This is a genomic window from Alphaproteobacteria bacterium (assembly GCA_041396705.1).
GTDB lineage: Bacteria > Pseudomonadota > Alphaproteobacteria > CALKHQ01 > CALKHQ01 > CALKHQ01.
Window position 1 is genome coordinate 1 of the sequence record JAWKYB010000018.1, and the last position, 18,652, is coordinate 18,652.

An 18,652-nucleotide genomic window follows, 5' to 3' on the forward strand; every position below is an offset into this window, starting at 1 on the left:
CGGCCGGCTGACCAGCGAGATGGTGATCAAGACGGTGCAGATGGAGATTCCGGTGCTGGTCTCGCGCTCCGGCTTCACCGCCTGGGGGGTGGAACTGGCCCGGCGCGCCGGGCTGACCCTGATCGGCCGGGCCAAGGGCCGCCGCTTCCTGGCGCTGTCGGGTCTGGACCGGTTGGTCTGGGACGCCGACCCGGCGTCGGCCGACGACGAGCCGGAGCGGGCGCGGCGCAAGGCGTCGGCCGCGCCGTGACGGCGGTCACGCTGCCGCGAAAGCGGTCACGGAACGCCTAAACACCGCCCCAATTCCTTGCTAGATAGTCAGCATCGCGCTTCGCAGGTTAACAACGGGGACCATCCGCCATGCGCAACATCGTCCTTGGATCCGCCCTCGCGCTCGCCGTGGGCACGGTGGCCACATCGGCCTTCGCCGAGATCGACCAGCGCCGGGTGGCGCTGGTGTTCGGCAACCAGAGCTATCGCTATGCCGGCGAGCTCTCGCAGACCCTGCACGACGCCGACGAGATGGCGCGCACGCTGCAGAGCGTCGGCTTCGACGTCATGCTGGTGCAGGACGCCGACAAGCGCGAGATGCAGCAGGCGCTGAACCAGTTCCGCCGCGAGATCCGCGGCGCCGACGTGGCGCTGGTCTACTACTCCGGCCACGGCATGGAGTTCGACGGCGAGAACTACCTGGCGCCGATCAGCGCGCGCCTGGGCGACCGCCGCACGGTCGACCAGGAGTTCCTGCCGTTGAGCGACGTGATGGAGACCGTCGAGTCCGGCGGCGCCGCCTTCAACATGGTGTTGCTCGACGCCTGCCGGAACAACCCGTTCCTCGACCAGATGGAGACCACCCGCTCCGCCGTGCCGCCGAGCCCGGGCCTGGCGCCGGTGATGGCGCCGGTCGGCACGCTGGTCGCCTATGCCACCTCGCCGGGCACCTATGCCTGGGAGGGCGGCGAGGACCACGACAACTCGCTGTTCACCGAAGCGCTGATGCTGCACATGACCGAGCCGGGCGTCGAGCTGGCCCAGACCCTGCGCGAGACCCGCCGCACTGTGATGGAGTGGAGCGACGGCGAGCAGGTGCCGTGGGAACACTCCGCCATGATCGGCGAGTTCTTCTTCATGCCCGCGGGCGAGCAGCTGGTCGCCGCCAACGAGGGCACGGTGATCGACGCGGTCGAGGAGGCCGGCGTGTTCACCCAGTCGAGCCTGTTCGGCGCCCGCGACGGGCAGCAGACCGAGCCGCAGACCCAGGCGCGCCCGTCCGGCGTGATGACCTCGGTCACCCCGGAGGCGATGCAGGCGCTGCTGGCCGACCTCGGCCTCACCTCGTCGATCGAGGCGAGCGACGACGGCGTCGAACTGGTGGTCGACAACACCGGCTTCATTCCGGGCGACGGCGTCGGCATCTGGTTCTTCGACTGCGACGGCCAGCAGTGCGGCAGCATCCAGATCTGGTCGCTGTACGAATCGCAGCGGCCGCTGGACCTGCGCCAGGTCAACCGCTGGAACACCGAGCAGCGCTGGTCGATCGCCTCGGTCGAAGAGGACCGCTATGCCGTGCTGACGCTGGACGTCAACCTGATCGGCGGCGTCACGGCGGAGAATATCGCCGACCTGGTGCAGCTGTTCGGCTCGCAGTCCGAGGAGTTCCGCGGCTACGTGCTCTGACCCTCTGCCCCAACCGATTCGATGCGGAGGCGCGGCCCAGGCCGCGCCTCCTTCGTTTTCGGGCGGAGGTCGCCGGTCAGGGGTGCGGTTCGCCTGCCAGGTTGGCGTCGAGACCGCTCCATCCCGCACCGTGGTCGCCGGACCATCGTGCCTCCGGATGCAGCGCCATGCCGCCGTGGCACAGCCGGCGTATGACATCCGCCGGCCGCAGGTGCCAGCTCGCCCAGCTGAGCGGCGTATCGCCGGCGGCATCCCGCGCATCCCTGGCGGCGCCGGCACCGAGCAGCAGGTCGATCGTCGCCGCGCTGCCGAAGGCTGCGGCCCGGTGCAGCGGCGTCTCGCCCCGGGTGCGGCAGTCGCGCATGAAGCAGCCGGTCGCGACCCGGGGTTGGTGCGACGGTCGGGGTCGGCGCCGGCCCGCAGCAGCACTTCAACCACGGAGGGGGCAGTCAGGCGGTTGGCGGCACTCAGCGCCGCGTGCAGCGGCGTTTCGCCGGTGTCGGCGAGGCCGGCATTCGCATCGGCGCCGTGTTCGAGCAGATAGGCGCACAGCTGCCAGTGGCCGTGGAAGGCGGCGCCGTTGAGGTCCAGGTTGTCGCCAAGGACGGCCAAGTCCGCGCCGCGGCTGCGCAGGAAACGGATCGCGCTGACGTCGCCGTAATAGGCGCACCAGCGCATCAGCGGCACACCGTTACGATCCGTCGCGGCCGCGGGATCGACCGCCAGTTCGAAGACCAGATCGGTCCGCCCGCTGGCGATCCGCTCGGGCAACGGCGCCGACGTCATCTCCGGACCCCTCCCGTCTCGCCAGACGGGGCGCGGCGGGCGGCACCCGCCAGCGCCGCCCCGGCCATCAGTAGCCGATGCCTTCCTCGTTGCGCAGGCCGCTGCGGTCGAACACCTGCGGATAGGCGTAGTTCAGGCCCAGGAGCTGGCGGATCATCGGGTCGGCGTTGTCGAGGAAGGCCTGGTCGAGGCCGGCCAGCATGTCTTCCACCGGCTTGACGAACTTCGGCAGGTATTCGATCAGCACGCCGATCCGGTCGGCATTCGACCGGTTCGGCATGGCGCAGTGCCAGGTCGCGCCGAAGAAGATCACCAGGTCGCCGGGCTCGCCGGTCATCCGGGCGCAGCGGTCGAAGAAGGCGTCGTCCTTGGTCGGATAGCGCATGCGGTGCTGTGAGCCGGGCAGGTAGGCGGTGGCGCCGTTGTCCTCGGTGAACGGGTCGAGCAGGACGGTGGCCTGCGCGTTCAGCGGGAACGACGAGTTGGTGTGGACCGGGAAGCTGTTCGGCTTGTGGAAGTCCCAATAGGGATAGTCGAGATGCGGCTCCTGGCCGGGGCTGCCCGGCAGCAGCCGGCTGGCGCAGATCGAGCCCATGATGAACTCGTCGCCGAGGAAGCGGCGCAGCACGTCCATCGCCACCGGGTGCTGGGCTATTGCGCTGAAGACGGCACCCTTGTTGAGCAGGTTCCACACCCGCCGCTGCAGGCGCAGCAGCCCCTCGTCGCCGGCGGTCTGCTGGAAATGGGTGACCTTTTCCGGGTCGTCCTCGCTGTAGCGCACCACGATGTCGCGCGCCTCGCGGATCTGCGCCGGGGCGAAGGCCCGTGGGAAGCGCACGGCGCCGCCGCCTTCCAGCAGCTCGTTGACGACCTCGGCCACGTCATAGGACGCGACGTCGAAATCCCGCATGGCGCACCTCCCCAATGCCGCCGGTGACCGCTGGCGCGCATCGCGCCGGTTCGCGGCCAGCATGCCCAATCCGCGGGCGCAATAGAAGCGGCAAACGGGCGCGCGGCGCCCCGCCTCAGCGGAATGCGGCGCGGTCCGCGCGCATCGGCAGCGGCTGCTCCTCCGCCCGGTAGAGGCGGGCGGCCGAGACGCAGGCGAAGCGCAGGATCAGGCTGCGCCGGCGCGACGACGCCAGCCCGGTGCGCGCCGCCTCGCAATAGATGTCGGCGCCGAAACCGTCGGCGACCAGGATGCCGGTCTCGTCGGGCAGCCGGTCGATCGGGAACGCCTCGCCGACGGCGAAGAAGAAGCGGTCGCAATAGTCGCGGTAGTGCGGCCATTTCCGGTCGGCGAGGAAATCGGCCAGCGAGCTCTTGATCTCCACCGCGATGGTGTCGCCGCGGTCGTCGAGGCCGTAGACGTCGACCCGGCGGCCGGTCTTCAGCACGAACTCGCTGAGCGGCTGGTAGCCCAGATCGACCATCCAGCGCATCACGCCCCGGCGCAACCTGTCGGCCTCGGCATCCGGCCGGCCCTCGAACGGCTCCATCGTGCATGTTTCCGTTTTGTGCTCAAGGCGGCATCAAAGCGCAGCCGCCGCCTCGCGTCAACCGCGCCGGTTCAGCGTTCTGTGAACGAGGTGGCGAGCGAACGGTAGACCGGCCGGACCAGGTAGCTGAGCATGGTCTGGCTGCCGGTATGGATCGAGGCCTGCACGATCATGCCCGGCACCAGCGCATGGCGCTCGCCGTTGCGCTCGATGCTCGGCTCGTCGAGGGCGACGCGGATGCGATAGTATGTGTGGCCCTCGGCGTCGGTGAAGGTGGTCGGCGAGATGAAGGTCACCGCGCCGGCCAGCGTGCCGAACTGGGCGACGTCGAAGCCGTCGACGGTGATGTCGACCGGCTGGCCGACCGCGACATAGCCGACGTCGGACGGCGACATCTGCGCCTCCACGATCAGCGCGCCGTCGGCCGGCACCAGCGAGGCCACCGGCGCGCCCGGCTCGATCACCTGGCCCGGCCCGGTGGCGGCCAGCGCGTTGACGGTGCCGCGGACCGGCGAGCGCACCTCGCGGCGGGCGACGCGGTCCTCCAGCCGGGTCAGCATCTCGTTGACCTCGGCCAGTTCGCCGGCGATCGATCCCATCGCCTCGATCGCCTCGCTGCGATAGCGCAGCTCCAGCTCCGCCATGCTGCGCCGCGCCTCCTCGGCGGCTTCGACCGCGCGGGTGGCGCCGCCCTGGGCCTGCTGCATCTCGCCGTCGAGGCGGGCATATTCGCGCTGCACGTCGAGCACGGTCAGCCGCGAGGCAAGCCCGCGCTCCAGCAGGGTCTGGCGCATGGCCAGCTGCTCGCCGACCACGCCGCGCTGCTGGCCCAGGCTGTGGGCCTCGGCGGCGAAACCCTCGGCCTCGGCCTCGCGTTGGCGCAGCCGCGATTCCAGCACGGCGCGCTCGCTTTCCATGGCGGCGCGGTTGGCCTCCAGCACGTCGATCTGGTTCATCACCAGGTCGGGATAGCTGTGGATGTAGTCGCCGAAATCCGGCTCGCGGCCGAATGCCTCGGCGCGCAGCCGCTCCGCGGTGATGTTGAGCGCGGCCTGGCGGGCCTGGATCTGGTGCAGGTCGGCGTCGTCGGCGGTCGGATCGAGCACCATGATGACGTCGCCGGCCTCGACCTGCTGGCCGTCGCGGACCGGCACCTCGGCGACGATGCCGCCCTCGAGGTGCTGCAGCTCGACCACCCGGCCGTCGGGAATGACGCTGCCCGGCGCGATGGTGGCGCTGGTCACGTCGGTGGTGGCGGCCCACGCGATGGCGCCGACGATCAGCAGCAGCACGGCGAACAGGGTGTAGGCGCCCGCCATCGGCGGGCCGCCTTCCTCCAGCACGGCCGAGCTGGAAACCAGGTGCAGCTGATCGAGCCCGGCCTGTGCCGGCCGGGATTCGCCTCTGCGCGCCGGGACGGCGCCGGCCTTGCGGCCTCTCGTGGTGGCGAGGATGCTCATGCGGCTTTCCGTCCCAGGACCTTGGGCATGACCAGGTCGGGCGGCCCGTCGAGGGCGAGGAAACCGCGTTCGAGCACGATCAGGCGGTCGGCCATGCGCATGTGGCTGGGCCGGTGGGTCACGTAGATCACGGTGCAGGTGCCGCGCACGCGCTGCAGCGCGTCCATCAGCGCGGCGTCGCCGGCGTTGTCCAGGCTGGAGGCGGCCTCGTCCATCAGGATGATCGAGGGATTGCGCACATAGGCGCGGGCCAGCGCCAGCCGCTGGTGGAATCCGGCCGACAGGTGGCTGGAATCGTTGCCGATTCGGGTCTCGAAGCCGTGCGGCAGGGCGCGGACGTCGTCGAGGATGGCGGCCTTGGCGCAGGCCTCCTCCAGTTCCGCGTCGGTGGCGGCCGGGTTGGTCAGGCGCAGATTCTGGGCCAGCGTGCCGTAAAAGGCCACCGGCCGTTGCGGCACGTAGCCGATCATCTGGCGCAGCTGGATCGGGTCGAGCTGGCGGGTGTCGACCCCGTCGATCTCGACCACGCCGCTGGTCGGCGCATACAGGCCGAGGATCAGCTTCAGCACCGTCGACTTGCCGGAGCCCATGGCGCCGGCGATCGCCACCAGTTGGCCCGGCTCGATCTTGAAGCCGATGCCGGACAGCGCCGGGTCCTGGTCCGGGCGATAGCGGTGGATCAGCCGATGGCAGGCGACGCGGCCCTGGAACACCAGCCGGTCGCGCGAGACGACGCTGCGCCGCTGTTCGGAGTGGAACCGCATCAACTGGTCGAGCTGGCCGGCCGCGTTGCGGAACTGCTGGATGCGGTGCAGCATCAGGAAGCCCATCTGCACCGGCGACAGGATGCGCCAGATCAGCGTCATCGTCGCGATCAGAGCGCCGACCGACATGTCGCCGGCCATCACCGCGGTAACACCAAAGCCCAGCGTGGCGACGCCGGCGCCGAACATGGCCGTCTGCGACACCGTCTGCAGGATCTGCGAGATCCGCGCCGAATCGCGGTTCGACAGCGCGGCGTGCGCCGAGATCTCGCGGAACCGGTCGAGCCAGCGCTGCTCGGCGCCAAGTTCCTTGATCGCCCGCATCGCGCTCATCATCTCCGTGATGAACACCGTGCGCTCGGCGCGCGCGGCGCTGCTGGTCGCCGCCCGGCGCTTCACCGCGGGGAACAGCAGCACCCCGACCAGCGACAGGATCGCCAGCAGGACCAGCGGGATGATCGCCAACGGGCCGGCGATGGCGGCGATCGCCAGCACGAAGACCAGCGTGAACGGCAGGTCGAGGAACAGCGTCAGCAGGTTCGAGGTGAAGAACTCGCGCAGCGACTGGAATTCCTTCAGCCGGCTGAGCTGGGCGCCGACCGGCGCCTGCTCGCTCATGCCGACCGGCAGCATCAGCACCTTCTCGAATGCGGCGGCGCCGATCAGGTAGGAGGCGCGGGCGGCGATGTGGGCCTGCAGCCTGGCGCGCAGCGCGCGCATCGCGATCTCCAGCCCGATCGCAAGGCCGATGCCGGCAACGATGTGCACCAGCAGCTCCGGCGCGTGCGAGCCGATGACCTTGTCGTAGATCATCATGATCACCAGCGGCGTCAGCAGGGCGACCAGGTTGATGCAGAAGGTGAGGCCGAGCGCCTGCAACAGGTGCGGCTTGAACCGGCGCATGGTGTCGCGGAACCAGCTTTCCGGCGCCTGCCTCGCCGCACCGGGCATCGCCTCGATCGGCTTGACCACATAGGCGGTGCCGCGGCCGGGCTCGCGGGCGAGGTCGGTCCAGGCATCGCTGTCGGGATCGTAGACATAGGGCCGTTTGCCGGCGTTGCCGACGACGATGGGCTTGCCGCGCTCCGGCACGAACAGCAGCGGCAGCAGCCGCGGGTCGATCGACGAAAGCCGCGTGCGCACCGGCGTCGACATGTAGCCCAGCCGGGTCAGCACGTTGCGCAGGTCGGCCAGGTTCAGGTCGGTGGCGAAGTGGGGCAGGGCCTCGACCAGCATCCGTCCGTCGCCCCGCCAGCCGATGGCGGCCAGCAGCGGGACCAGGCACTGGGCGAAGGGCGACAGCACGCCGCCGCCCTCGGGGTTGCCGCGGCGCAGGGTGTCGACCAATGTCTCGACCTGCTCGGCCGCGGCGCTGGCGGTGGCGAGGCGCAGGCTCATCGGCCGTCCTCCACCGGGCGCACCGGCGACAGCCGGCCGTCGGCGAGGTCGTAGCGCAGATCGGCCATGCGCAGCAGCGACGGCCGATGGCTGACCAGCACGATGGTCTTCTTGCCGCGCAGCCCTTCGACCAGGCCGGCAAGATGCCGATCGCCCTCCTGGTCGAAATTGCTGTTGGCCTCGTCGAACAGGATGATCGGCGCATCGGCGACCAGCGCGCGGATGATCGCGATCTTCTGACGCACGCCCGCCGGCAGCGCATAGCTCATGTCGTCGCCGATCCAGGTCTCCAGACCCTGGGGCAGACGCGCGATCACGTCGTTGAGGCCCAGCCTGTTGGCCAGCTCCAGCGCGCGGTCTTCGACCTCGTGGCCGGCGAAGCGCAGGAGGTTGTCGCGCAGCGTGCCGCGGAACAGCGTCGGCTGCTGCGGCAGGAACGCGATCTGGGCGCGCACGTTGGCGGCGCCGATCCGGTGCAGCGGGCGGCCGTCGAACAGGATCTCGCCGCCCCGCGGCGTGCCCATGCCCATGATCAGCTGCAGCAGCGTGGTCTTGCCCGCGCCGCTGGTGCCCTGGATGGCAATGAATTCGCCCGGGCGCACGTGCAGGTCGAGCCCGTCGATCAGCGCCGGTGCGTCGCCAAATCCGAATGTCAGCCCGCGGATCGCGATCTCGCCGCCGAGCGGCGGTTCGTCGGCCGAGGCCGCCGCGCCGGCGAACGGCCCGTCGTCCTCCTGCGGCAGCGCCAGGCCTTCCTCGACCCGGCCGCGGGCCAGCATGATGCTCTGCATCTGCGTCCACAGCGCCACGGTGCGGGTGAGCGGCTGCACCGAGCGCCCGGCCAGCAGCGTGCAGGCGCCGAGCGCGCCGGTGGTCAGCGTGCCGTCGATGACGTCGAGGGCGCCGACGCAGGCCAGACTCGCATGCGTTGGGCCGATGGCGCCGATGCCCGGGTCATCGCGCCGAGATAGGCGATGTCGCTGGAATGGGTTGCCGAGCGGGCGAGCAGCCGCTCGTGGCGGCGGATCATCAGCGTCTCCAGCGCCAGTGCCTTCACGGTCTCGATCCCGGTCAGGGTCTCGACCACGAAGCTGTAGCGGCGGTCGTCGACGCCGGCGCGCGTCCAGGGCGCGGTTCAGCCGCCGGCCGACGACGGCAATGCCAGCGCGCACAGCGTCGCGACCGACCGGCACAGGATCAGGTGTCCGCCGATCAGGCGATCAGGGCGAGGAACAGCAGCATGAACGGCAGGTCGACCACGTTCTGCGCGGCCTGGCCGCCGTAAATTCGCGCACCGTATCGATGGCGGCGAAACGCTCCGCCGCTGGCCGACCGGCCGCTCGAACACCTCGATCGGGCGCCCAGCATGCGCCTGGCCAGCGCGCAGCTGGTGCGGTGCTCGAACCGGCGTCGCCCAGGCCTGCAGCGCGAGCGCACGATGCACCAGCGCGTCGAGCAGCAGCGCGACGATCAGGCCGACGATCAGGGCCCGTGGGTGGCGGTGGCCTGTTCGGGATGATCCGGTCATAGGCCTGCAGCAGCCCATCGGCAGCGCCAGGCCAGCAGGTGGCGAGGGTGGCCGCCCACGCCCGGCCGCACCGCCTGCAGCGCGGTCAGCGCGCAAGCCGCAGGCCGCCGCTTTGCCGTCGGTCGGCCAGGGCTGCCCGGGTGGCTGGAGTGCAGGCGATCGCGCCAAGTCTTCGGGCCCGTGAGCCGGTGGATACGCACGCCGCCGCCGTGCGGAGCGCGGCAGGTCTTGGCATAGCGCCCGACTTGATGAGCCGTTAACGTTAACCCGTGATTGATTGCGCCGCCGGCGCGGGCGTCGGCGGCGGTGCCGATTGCAGCGAAATCGACAAAATCGAAACAATCGTCCGACGAGTACGCGAATATTAACCATGTTAACCCGGTCACGCCTCCATGCCGGCTGCATGGGACAGCCGCGCCGTTTTTCTGCGTGGTAAGACATGGCGGACAGCAACGCGATCGGTCAATTCGGCCGACACCCAAGGCGCGAGCGCGCAGCTGGGCGGAGGAATTCAGGCGCGCACCGGCGCGGCGCCGAGGAGGTCGACGGCCACGTGAACGACGCCGCGGTGTGTTCTGCCGGCGACGGCATGATGATGACGTCGCCGGGCGGCGGCCTGGCTTCCGACCCGATGGCGCGCCGGTTGCCGATCCACGCAGCTATGGCGCCGGACCGCCGACGGCGACGACGGACCCGCCCGCCGCGCTGGCCCCGCGACCGGTCCCGCGGTGGAGGCAGCGGGGGGTCGGCGCCGACGGCGCAACGGCGCTGGTTTCGCGCCGACGATGCCGGCGACGTTGCGCTCGACGGCGCGGCGACAGGGTGCCGACACCAGCCCGCAGGCGCCGGCCGGCGACGGCGGCAGCGCCGGTTTGGCCGCCGGCGCGATGGGCGGAGGTCGCGGCCGAGCCGATGGATCCGCCGGCGCGCCTCGCCGGCCGTTGACGGCCGCGAGGAACCCGATCTCGGCGACGGCGTCCAGCCGGTGCGCTCGCTCTACGACATTTCCGATCTGGCCGACGGCGACGCGACGGCGAACACCATCTCGGAGAGCGCGTCACCGACGGCACCGCGGTCGGCATCACGGCGTTGGCGACTGATCCGACGCGACCGACACGTCAGCTACAGCCTGGACCGACGATGCCGGCGGGCGCTTCGCCATCGACGCGGCGACGGGCGTGGTCACCGTCGCCGATGCTTCGCTGCTCGACTACGAGACCGCGACCGCACGGTCACGGTGCAGGCGACCAGACGGCTCGACCTCGACCCAGACCTTCACCGTCAATCTGGATGACCGTCGAGGCTTCGGTCGGTGCGGTGCGACGGCGACGCGACGGCGAACACATCTCCGAGAGCGTGGCGGACGGTGCGGCCGTGGGGATCACGGCGCTGGCGACCGACGCCGACGCGACCGACACGGTGAGCTACAGCCTGACCGACGATGCCGGCGGACGCTTCGCCATCGACGCGGCGACCGGCGTGGTCACGTCGCCGACGCCTCGCTGCTCGACTACGAGACGGCGACCTCACACGGTCACCGTCCTGGCAACGACCGATGGCTCACCTCGACCCAGACCTTCACCGTCAATCTGAGCGACGACACGTCGGAGGCCGCAGTCGGTGGTATCCGACGGCGACGCCACCGCCAACACATCTCGAGAGCGTGCCGACGGCGCCGCGGTCGGGATCACGGCGCTGGCCCGACCCGACGCCACCGACGGTGACCTACCTGACCGACGATGCCGGCGCGCGCCATCGGCGGCGACTGGCGTGGTCACCGTGGCTGATGCTTCGCTGCTCGATACGAGACCGCGACCTCGCACACCGTCACCGTGCTGGCAACGCACGATGGCTGACACCGACGTCACCCCTGACCGACGACACGTCGAGGCTCCGTCGTGCGGTCCGACGGCGACGCCACCGCCAACACCATCTCGGAGAGCGTGGCCGACGGTGCGGCGGTCACCGCGCTCGCGCCGACGCGACCGACACGGTCAGCTACAGCCTGACCGGCGGCCGCTTCGCATCGACGCGGCGACCGGCAGTCGCGGACGCGCGCTCTGTATGAGCGCGACCTCCACACCGTCTGCAGGCGACCGACCGATGGCTCGACCTCGACCCAACGTCACCATCACCCTCACCGACGACACATCGGAGGCTGCCGTCGGTGGAGCGACGCGACGGCGAACACCATCTCGGAGAGCGTGGCCGACGGCACCGTGGGGATCACGCGTTGGCGACCGATGCCGATACCGACACGGTGACCTACAGCCTGACCGACGATGCCGGCCTTGCCATCGACGCGGCGACGGGCGTGGTCACCGTGCCGATGCCTCTGCTCGACTACGAGACCGCGACCCACACGGTACCGTGCAGGCGACGACGGCTGACCTCGACCCAGACCTTCACGTCAACACCGACGACACCTCGGAGGCTTCGGGGCGCGGTCGCGACAGCGATGCGACCGCCAACACCATCTCCGAGAGTGTCGACGGCGGCCGGATCACGGCGCTGGCCTGACCCGACGCGACACGGTGACCTAACCTGACCGACGATGCCGCGGGCGCCCATCGACGCGGCGACCGGCGTGGTCACCGTCGCCGATGCCTCGCTGCTCGATTACGAGACGGCGACCTCGCACACGGTCACCGTGCAACCACCGATGGCTCGACCTCGACCCAGACCTTCACCGTCAATCTGACCGACGACACGTCGGAGGCTTCGGTCGGTGCGGTCCGACAGCGACGCCACGGCGAACACGATCTCCGAGAGCGTGTCGGACGACGCGGCCGTGGGCATCACCGCGTTGGCCTCGACGCGGAGCGACCGACATGGTGACCAACAGCCTGACGACGACGCCGTATACTGCCGCCATCGACGCGGCACCGGCGTGGTCACCGTCGCCGATGCCTCGCTGCTCGATTACGAGACCGCGACCTCGCACACGGTCACCGTGCAGGCGACCTCCGACGCTCGACCTCGACCAGACCTTCACCATCTGACCGACGACACTCGGAGGCGGTCGGTGCGGTCCGACGGCGACGCCACGGCGAACACGATCTCGAGAGCGTGGCGACGTGCGCGGTGGATCACCGCGCTTGGACGCCACCGACGGTGACCTACAGCCTGACCGACGATGCCGGCGCGCTTCGCCATCGACGCGGCGACCGGTGTGGTCACCGTGGCCGATGCTTCGCTGCTCGACTACGAGACCGCGACCTCGCACACCGTCACCGTGCAGGCGACCTCGACCGATGGCTCGACGTCGACCCAGACGTTCACCGTCAACTGACCGACGACACGTCGGAGGCTGCCGTCGGTGCGGTCAGCGACGGCGACGCCACGGCGAACACGATCTCCGAGAGCGTGTCGGACGGCGCGGCGGTGGGGATCACCGCGCTGGCGACCGATGCCGACGCCACCGACACGGTCAGCTACAGCCTGACCGACGATGCCGGCGGCCGCTTCGCCATCGACGCGGCGACCGGCGTGGTCCGTCGCCGACGCCTCGCTGCTCGATGAGACGGCGACCTCGCACAGGTCACCGTCCTCGCAACGAGCACGGATGGCTCACCTCGACCCAACCTTCACCGTCACTGAGCGACGACGTGGAGTGCAGTCGGCAGTATCCGGCGACGCCACCGCCAACACCATCTCGGAGAGCGTGGCCGACGGCGCGGCGGTCGGGATCACCGCGCTGGCGACCGATCCCGACGCCACCGACACGGTGACCTGCGACCGACGATGCCGGCGGATCGCCATCGATGCGGCGACCGGCGTGGTCACCGTCGCCGATGCTTCGCTGCTGGATTACGAGACCGCGACTCGCACACCGTCACCGTGCTGGCAACGCCGATGGCTCGACCTCGACCCAGACGTTCACGATCGCCCTCACCGACGACGTCGGAGGCCTCGGTCGGTGCGGTCCGACGGCGACGCCACCGCCAACACCATCTCGGAGAGCGTGGCCGACGGCGCGGCGGTGGGGATCACCGCGCCGGCCGACGCGGATGCGACCGACACGGTCAGCTACAGCCTGACCGACGACGCCGGCGGCCTCGCCATCGACGCGGCGACCGGCGCACCGTCGCCGACGCCTCGCTGCTCGACTATGAGACGGCGACCTCCACGGTCACGTGCGAGCACGCGATGGCCGACCTCGACCAGACCTTCACCATCTGAGCGACGACAGTCGGAGGCCGCAGTCGGTGCAGTATCCGACGGCGACGCCACCGCCAACACCATCTCGGAGCGCCGACGGCGCGGCGGTCGGGATCACCGCGCTGGCCCGATGCCGACGCCACCGACACGGTGACCTGCCGACCGACGATGCCGGCGCGTGCCATCGATGCGGGACCGGCGTGGTCACCGTCGCCGATGCCGCTGCTGGATTACGAAGCGACCTGCCACCGTCACCGTGCTGGCAACAGCAGATGGCTCGACTCGACCCAGACGTTCACGATCGCCCTCACCGACGACACGTCGAGGCTCGGTCGGTGCGGTCCGACAGCGACGCGGCGGCGAACACCATCTCGAGAGCGTCACCGACGGTCGGCGGATCATCAGCGTCTCCAGCGCCAGTGCCTTCACGGTCTCGATCCCGGTCAGGGTCTCGACCACGAAGCTGTAGCGGCGGTCGTCGACGCCGGCGCGCGCGTCCAGGGCGCGGTTCAGCCGCCGGCCGACGACGGCAATGCTCAGCGCGCACAGCGTCGCGACCGCGACCGGCACCAGGATCAGGTGTCCGCCGATCAGGGCGATCAGGGCGAGGAACAGCAGCATGAACGGCAGGTCGACCACGTTCTGCGCGGCCTGGCCGCCGTAGAATTCGCGCACCGTATCGATGGCGGCGAAACGCTCCAGCCGCTGGCCGACCGGGCTCCGCTCGAACACCTCGATCGGGGCGCCCAGCATGCGCCTGGCCAGCGCGCAGCTGGTGCGGTGCTCGAACCGGGCGGTCGCCCAGGCCTGCAGCGACGAGCGCACGATGCGCACCAGCGCGTCGAGCAGCAGCGCGACGATCAGGCCGACGATCAGGGCCGTCAGGGTGGCGGTGGCCTGGTTCGGGATGATCCGGTCATAGGCCTGCAGCAGCACCATCGGCAGCGCCAGCGCCAGCAGGTTGGTGGCGAGGGTGGCCGCGACCACGCCCGGCCGCACCGCCTGCAGCGCGGCCATGCGCGCAAGCCGCAGGCCGCCGCGTTTGCCGTCGGTCGGCCATGGGCCGCTGCCCGGGTGGCTGGAGAGTGCAGGCGATCGCGCCAAGTCGTCGGGCCCGTGAGCCGGTGGATACGCAATGCCGCCGCCGTGCGGAGCGCGGCAGGTGGCGCCTTTGGCATAGCGCCCGACTGTTTGATGAGCCGTTAACGTTAACCCCGTGATTTCGCTCGGATTGCGCCGCCGGCGCGGGCGTCGGCGGCGGTGCCGATTGCAGCGAAATCCAATAAAAATCGAAACAATCGTCCGACGAGTACGCGCGAATATTAACGCATCGTTGAACCCGGCTGGTCACGCTGGCCCCATGCCGGCTGCATGGGACAGCCGCGCCGTTTTTTCTGCGTCAGGTAAGACATGGCGGACAGCAACGCGATCGTGGTCAATTCGGCCGACACCCACGGCGGCGCGGGCGCGCAGCTGGAGGCGGAGGAATTCGAGCGCGCGCACCGGCGCGGCGCCGAGGAGGTCGACCCGGCCATCGTGAACGACGCCGCGGTGCGTTCTGCCGGCGACGGCATGATGATGACGTCGCTGGGCGGCGCGGCCTGGCTTTCCGACCCCGATGGCGCGCCGGTTGCCGATCCCGCACGCAGCTATGGCGCCGGACCCGCCGACGGCGACGACGGACCCGCGCCGGCCGCGCTGGCTCCCGCGACCGGTCCCGCGGTGGAGGGCAGCGGGGCGGTCGGCGCCGACGGCGCAAGCGGCGCTTTCGGTTTCGCGGCCGACGATGCCGGCGACGTTGCGCTCGACGGCGCGGCGACGGGGGGTGCCGGCACCGGCCCGCAGGCGCCGGCCGGCGACGGCGGCGGCGCGCCGGTTGCGGCCGCCGGCGCGATGGCGTGGGCGGAGGTCGCGGCCGAGCCGATGGATCCTGCCGAGCGCAGCGCCCCCGCCGGTCCGCTCGACGGCCGCGAGGAACTCGATCTCGGCGACGGCGTCCAGCCGGTGCGCTCGCTCTACGACATTTCCGATCTGGCCGACGGCGACGCGACGGCCAACGCTATCTCCGAGAGTGTCGCCAACGGCACCGCGGTCGGGATCACCGCGCTGGCGACCGATGCCGACGCCACCGACACGGTGACCTACAGCCTGACCGACGATGCCGGCGGGCGATTCGCCATCGATGCGGCGACCGGCGTGGTCACCGTCGCCGATGCTTCGCTGCTGGATTACGAGACCGCGACCTCGCACACCGTCACCGTGCTGGCAACGAGCACAGATGGCTCGACCTCGACCCAGACGTTCACGATCGCCCTCACCGACGACACGTCGGAGGCCTCGGTCGGTGCGGTATCCGACGGCGACGCCACCGCCAACACCATCTCGGAGAGCGTGGCCGACGGTGCGGCGGTGGGGATCACCGCGCTCGCGACCGACGCGGATGCGACCGACACGGTCAGCTACAGCCTGACCGACGACGCCGGCGGGCGCTTCGCCATCGACGCGGCGACCGGCGTGGTCACCGTCGCCGATGCCTCGCTGCTCGACTACGAGACCGCGACCTCGCACACCGTCACCGTGCAGGCGACCTCGACCGATGGCTCGACCTCGAGCCAGACCTTCACCGTCAACCTCACCGATGCCAACGAGGCGCCGACCGATCTTTCGCTCGCCAGAAATGGCGGTATCGACCTGAATGCGGACGGGGGCAACAACGCCTATCTCTCCGCTGTCGACAGCGGCGACATTGTCGGCGGCCTGAGCGCGCTGACCATTGAGGTGCAGTTCGCGTCCTCGAGCCTCGGCTCCGACGGATCGCCGTTGTTCAGCTACCATGCCGGCGGCGCCAGCGACGAGATCGAGTTGGCCGTCTACGACAGGGGCAGCTACTCGGAATTCTGGATCGAGATCGGCGAGCAGGCGACTGCGGTCAGTGGGTATGATCCTCGCGGCCTGTTCGACGGCAATCAGCACCAGGTCTCGCTGACCTGGGACAGCGCGACCGGCAGCTACGAGATCTACGTCGACGGTACCGCGGTCGCTGGCGGAACCGGTATCGCCACGGGGCACACCATCGCGTCCGGCGGCACGATCGTGCTCGGGCAGGAGCAAGACAGCAACGGCGGGAGCTTCGACAGCGGCCAGGTATTTGACGGAACGCTCTATGACGTCCGCGTCTTCAACGACGTCCGCACTGCCCAAGAGATAGCGGACAACGCGTTCACCCAGGTCGACAGTACCGAGTCCGGCTTGGTCGCCGATTGGCAGATGGACAGCCTGTCCGGTGGGACGACTGCGGATGCGGTAGCCGGCAACGACCTGACCGTCGGCAACGTCACCGGCACCGGCTGGACAAACAGCACACCAGCGCTATCGACAACCGTGACCGAGGGCGCCGCCGACGGCACGTTCGTCGCCAAGGTTTCGGCGACCGATCCCGATTCGGGCGAAACGTTTACCTATTCGCTGACCGACGATGCCGGCGGTCGTTTCGCCATTGACGCAACGAGCGGCCAGATCACGGTCGCCAACAGCGCACTGCTCGACTATGAGACGTCCACGAGCCACCAAATCTCGGTGCAGGTGACCGATAGTGGTGGCAACACCTATGGCGAAACCTACACGATCGACCTTGCCGATGGAAACGATGCCCCGACCGACCTGACGATGGCGGCCAACGGCGGCGTTGCCCTAAATATCGACGGGGGCAACAACGCGTATCTTTATGCGACGAATGGCGGCGATATCGTCGGCGGCCTGACAGCGCTGACAATCGAAACCACGTTCAGCGCGACCACGCTGGGCTCCACCGGGTCGCCATTGTTCAGCTACAATGTCGTCGGCGCCAGCGATGAAATCGAGCTTTCGGTCTATACCAACAATGGCGGCCCGCATTTCCAGTTCGAGGTTTCCGAAGAGACAGCCTTTGCGCTCGACTACGACGCGTCGGTTCTGTTCGACGGCAAAGAGCATCAGGTCTCGGCAACCTGGGACAGCGCCACGGGCGCGTGGGAGATCTATGTCGACGGCAGCAGGATCGCGAGCGGTACCGGCATCGCGACCGGCGCGACAATCGCGTCGGGCGGCACCATCGTGCTCGGTCAGGAACAAGATTCGCTCGGCGGCGGGTTCGACAACACGAGCGTATTCGAAGGAACGATCCACGACGTCCGCATTTTCGACGACGTTCGCACCGCGCAGGAGATCGCAGACAACGTTTTCGGCCAGGTCGAAGGCACCGAACCCGGCCTGCTGGCCAACTGGCGGATGGATGACCTGTCTGGGGGTGTAACCACGGATTCGGTGTCGGGCAACGACCTAACGGTCGGCAATGTGAGCGGAACGGGCTGGACCAGCAGCACGCCGTCGCTGGTTCTTGGCGTCGCGGAAGGCGTTCAAACCGGTTACCTAGTCGGGACCATGTCGGCGACAGACCCCGATGCAACCGACGGCTTCACTTATGCGTTGACCGACAACGCCGGCGGCCGGTTCGCGATCGACGCGACAACCGGCGAAATCACGGTCGCGGATGCTTCGTTGATCGACCATGAGTCCGCGACAAGTCACGACATTACCGTTCGTGTCTCGGATCTGTCGGGCGCGACCTACAGTGAGATCATCACAATAAGCATCAACGATGTTGATGACTCGGCCGACAGCAATGACACGATCTACGGGGATGGCACCAACAATACGATCTATGCCGGCGGCGGAAACGATACCGTATGGGCGGCCGGCGGGCAGGACTATGTCGACGGCGGCTCCGGCAACGACCTTCTCGGCGGGGACGACGGCAACGACACGATCTATGCGGGTTCGGGCCGCGACACCGTGTGGGGCGGCGCCGGTGCCGACACGCTGTTCGGTGGCGCCGACAGCGATTCGATCGGCGGCGACGCCGGCAACGACAAGCTTTTCGGCGGCGCGGGCAACGATACCCTTTGGGGTGGCGCCGACAACGACACCGTCGACGGCGGAGTCGGCGATGACTCGCTCGAAGGCGGCGGCGGCAACGATTCTCTCATCGGTGGAGCCGGCAACGACACGATGCTCGGCGACGCAGGTTCCGACACCCTGCTCGGCGGCGCCGGCGACGACGCGATGTATGGCGGTGCCGGCGACGACACCTTCATCCTGGCGCTCGGCGGCGGCACCGACACGGCGGACGGCGGCGCCGGCTGGTCCGACACGATCATGATCGAGGGGATGACCCAGGCGCCGAACACCGGCGATTGGACCTTCACCCTGACCAGCGGCACGGTGACCGCGACAGGCGCAGACTATGTCACCTTCTCGGCCGACGCCGACGGCTATGTCGACCTGGACGACGGCACGCGGCTGAACTTCGTCGACATGGAGCGGCTGGAGTGGTGACCGGCG

19 protein-coding genes are annotated in these 18,652 nt (G+C 69.6%); 10 read left to right on the forward strand and 9 right to left on the reverse strand.

Features of this window, described 5'->3' with window-relative positions:
- Both R3F55_21720 and R3F55_21725 read left to right on the forward strand, forming a co-directional pair.
- Nucleotides 1-250: formate dehydrogenase accessory sulfurtransferase FdhD (locus tag R3F55_21720; protein ID MEZ5670003.1), on the forward strand; the 250-nt coding region annotated here is incomplete at its 5' end.
- Nucleotides 251-360: 110 nt separating this feature from the next.
- Nucleotides 361-1,677: a caspase family protein gene (locus R3F55_21725; GenBank protein ID MEZ5670004.1), complete on the forward strand. Its 1,317-nt coding sequence runs from the start codon at nt 361-363 to the stop codon at nt 1,675-1,677.
- Nucleotides 1,678-1,753: 76 nt separating this feature from the next.
- Here the strand turns inward: R3F55_21725 and R3F55_21730 are convergent, their stop codons facing one another.
- The 8 genes from R3F55_21730 to R3F55_21765 all read right to left on the reverse strand — a co-directional run bounded on the left by R3F55_21730 (nt 1,754) and on the right by R3F55_21765 (nt 9,112).
- On the reverse strand, nt 1,754-2,041 hold the full coding sequence (locus R3F55_21730; GenBank protein ID MEZ5670005.1) for an ankyrin repeat domain-containing protein: 288 nt from the start codon (nt 2,039-2,041) through the stop codon (nt 1,754-1,756).
- Nucleotides 2,042-2,530: 489 nt separating this feature from the next.
- A complete protein-coding gene (locus R3F55_21735) occupies nt 2,531-3,373 on the reverse strand; it encodes a phytanoyl-CoA dioxygenase family protein (protein ID MEZ5670006.1) in 843 nt (280 codons plus the stop codon).
- Nucleotides 3,374-3,488: 115 nt separating this feature from the next.
- Nucleotides 3,489-3,962: an MmcB family DNA repair protein gene (locus R3F55_21740; protein ID MEZ5670007.1), complete on the reverse strand. Its 474-nt coding sequence runs from the start codon at nt 3,960-3,962 to the stop codon at nt 3,489-3,491.
- A gap of 71 nt (nt 3,963-4,033) precedes the next feature.
- Nucleotides 4,034-5,422, reverse strand: a complete 1,389-nt coding sequence (locus R3F55_21745) for an HlyD family type I secretion periplasmic adaptor subunit (protein ID MEZ5670008.1) — start codon at nt 5,420-5,422, stop codon at nt 4,034-4,036.
- Nucleotides 5,419-7,584 (reverse strand): peptidase domain-containing ABC transporter, encoded by a 2,166-nt coding sequence (locus R3F55_21750; protein MEZ5670009.1) that lies wholly within the window; start codon nt 7,582-7,584, stop codon nt 5,419-5,421. Before R3F55_21750 ends, R3F55_21745 begins: the two co-directional genes overlap by 4 nt.
- Nucleotides 7,581-8,414: an ATP-binding cassette domain-containing protein gene (locus tag R3F55_21755; GenBank protein MEZ5670010.1), complete on the reverse strand. Its 834-nt coding sequence runs from the start codon at nt 8,412-8,414 to the stop codon at nt 7,581-7,583. The genes R3F55_21750 and R3F55_21755 overlap by 4 nt, the downstream gene beginning before the upstream one ends.
- A gap of 44 nt (nt 8,415-8,458) precedes the next feature.
- Complete coding sequence (locus R3F55_21760; GenBank protein MEZ5670011.1) at nt 8,459-8,671, reverse strand: hypothetical protein; 213 nt, start codon at nt 8,669-8,671, stop codon at nt 8,459-8,461.
- 48 nt (nt 8,672-8,719) lie between these two features.
- On the reverse strand, nt 8,720-9,112 hold the full coding sequence (locus R3F55_21765) for a hypothetical protein (protein MEZ5670012.1): 393 nt from the start codon (nt 9,110-9,112) through the stop codon (nt 8,720-8,722).
- 1,290 nt (nt 9,113-10,402) lie between these two features.
- On the opposite strand from R3F55_21765, the gene R3F55_21770 reads away from it, so the two are divergent.
- The 7 genes from R3F55_21770 (at nt 10,403) to R3F55_21800 (ending at nt 13,427) form a co-directional block, all read left to right on the forward strand.
- Nucleotides 10,403-10,705 (forward strand): cadherin repeat domain-containing protein, encoded by a 303-nt coding sequence (locus tag R3F55_21770; protein MEZ5670013.1) that lies wholly within the window; start codon nt 10,403-10,405, stop codon nt 10,703-10,705.
- 777 nt (nt 10,706-11,482) lie between these two features.
- Nucleotides 11,483-11,632 (forward strand): hypothetical protein, encoded by a 150-nt coding sequence (locus R3F55_21775; GenBank protein ID MEZ5670014.1) that lies wholly within the window; start codon nt 11,483-11,485, stop codon nt 11,630-11,632.
- Between the two features lie 34 nt (nt 11,633-11,666).
- Nucleotides 11,667-11,813: a hypothetical protein gene (locus R3F55_21780; protein MEZ5670015.1), complete on the forward strand. Its 147-nt coding sequence runs from the start codon at nt 11,667-11,669 to the stop codon at nt 11,811-11,813.
- Between the two features lie 27 nt (nt 11,814-11,840).
- Complete coding sequence (locus tag R3F55_21785) at nt 11,841-12,230, forward strand: hypothetical protein (protein MEZ5670016.1); 390 nt, start codon at nt 11,841-11,843, stop codon at nt 12,228-12,230.
- 18 nt (nt 12,231-12,248) lie between these two features.
- Nucleotides 12,249-12,404: a cadherin repeat domain-containing protein gene (locus R3F55_21790; protein ID MEZ5670017.1), complete on the forward strand. Its 156-nt coding sequence runs from the start codon at nt 12,249-12,251 to the stop codon at nt 12,402-12,404.
- A gap of 74 nt (nt 12,405-12,478) precedes the next feature.
- A complete protein-coding gene (locus R3F55_21795) occupies nt 12,479-12,634 on the forward strand; it encodes a hypothetical protein (protein MEZ5670018.1) in 156 nt (51 codons plus the stop codon).
- Between the two features lie 91 nt (nt 12,635-12,725).
- A complete protein-coding gene (locus R3F55_21800) occupies nt 12,726-13,427 on the forward strand; it encodes a hypothetical protein (GenBank protein ID MEZ5670019.1) in 702 nt (233 codons plus the stop codon).
- 50 nt (nt 13,428-13,477) lie between these two features.
- On the opposite strand, the gene R3F55_21805 is transcribed toward R3F55_21800, so the two are convergent.
- Nucleotides 13,478-14,290, reverse strand: a complete 813-nt coding sequence (locus R3F55_21805; GenBank protein MEZ5670020.1) for an ABC transporter transmembrane domain-containing protein — start codon at nt 14,288-14,290, stop codon at nt 13,478-13,480.
- Between the two features lie 393 nt (nt 14,291-14,683).
- Between R3F55_21805 and R3F55_21810 the strand changes: the two genes are divergently transcribed.
- A complete protein-coding gene (locus R3F55_21810; GenBank protein ID MEZ5670021.1) occupies nt 14,684-18,646 on the forward strand; it encodes a cadherin domain-containing protein in 3,963 nt (1,320 codons plus the stop codon).
- Nucleotides 18,647-18,652 lie beyond the last annotated feature (6 nt).

What these genes read in the sequence shown, in the direction of transcription:
- R3F55_21725 (MEZ5670004.1), top strand. Translation starts at nt 361, where the DNA reads ATGCGCAACATCGTCCTTGGATCCGCCCTCGCGCTCGCCGTGGGCACG.
- R3F55_21730 (MEZ5670005.1), bottom strand. Translation starts at nt 2,041, where the DNA reads ATGCGCGACTGCCGCACCCGGGGCGAGACGCCGCTGCACCGGGCCGCA.
- R3F55_21735 (MEZ5670006.1), bottom strand. Translation starts at nt 3,373, where the DNA reads ATGCGGGATTTCGACGTCGCGTCCTATGACGTGGCCGAGGTCGTCAAC.
- R3F55_21740 (MEZ5670007.1), bottom strand. Translation starts at nt 3,962, where the DNA reads ATGGAGCCGTTCGAGGGCCGGCCGGATGCCGAGGCCGACAGGTTGCGC.
- R3F55_21745 (MEZ5670008.1), bottom strand. Translation starts at nt 5,422, where the DNA reads ATGAGCATCCTCGCCACCACGAGAGGCCGCAAGGCCGGCGCCGTCCCG.
- R3F55_21750 (MEZ5670009.1), bottom strand. Translation starts at nt 7,584, where the DNA reads ATGAGCCTGCGCCTCGCCACCGCCAGCGCCGCGGCCGAGCAGGTCGAG.
- R3F55_21765 (MEZ5670012.1), bottom strand. Translation starts at nt 9,112, where the DNA reads ATGACCGGATCATCCCGAACAGGCCACCGCCACCCACGGGCCCTGATC.
- R3F55_21770 (MEZ5670013.1), top strand. Translation starts at nt 10,403, where the DNA reads ATGACCGTCGAGGCTTCGGTCGGTGCGGTGCGACGGCGACGCGACGGC.
- R3F55_21780 (MEZ5670015.1), top strand. Translation starts at nt 11,667, where the DNA reads ATGCCGCGGGCGCCCATCGACGCGGCGACCGGCGTGGTCACCGTCGCC.
- R3F55_21790 (MEZ5670017.1), top strand. Translation starts at nt 12,249, where the DNA reads ATGCCGGCGCGCTTCGCCATCGACGCGGCGACCGGTGTGGTCACCGTG.
- R3F55_21805 (MEZ5670020.1), bottom strand. Translation starts at nt 14,290, where the DNA reads ATGGCCGCGCTGCAGGCGGTGCGGCCGGGCGTGGTCGCGGCCACCCTC.
- R3F55_21810 (MEZ5670021.1), top strand. Translation starts at nt 14,684, where the DNA reads ATGGCGGACAGCAACGCGATCGTGGTCAATTCGGCCGACACCCACGGC.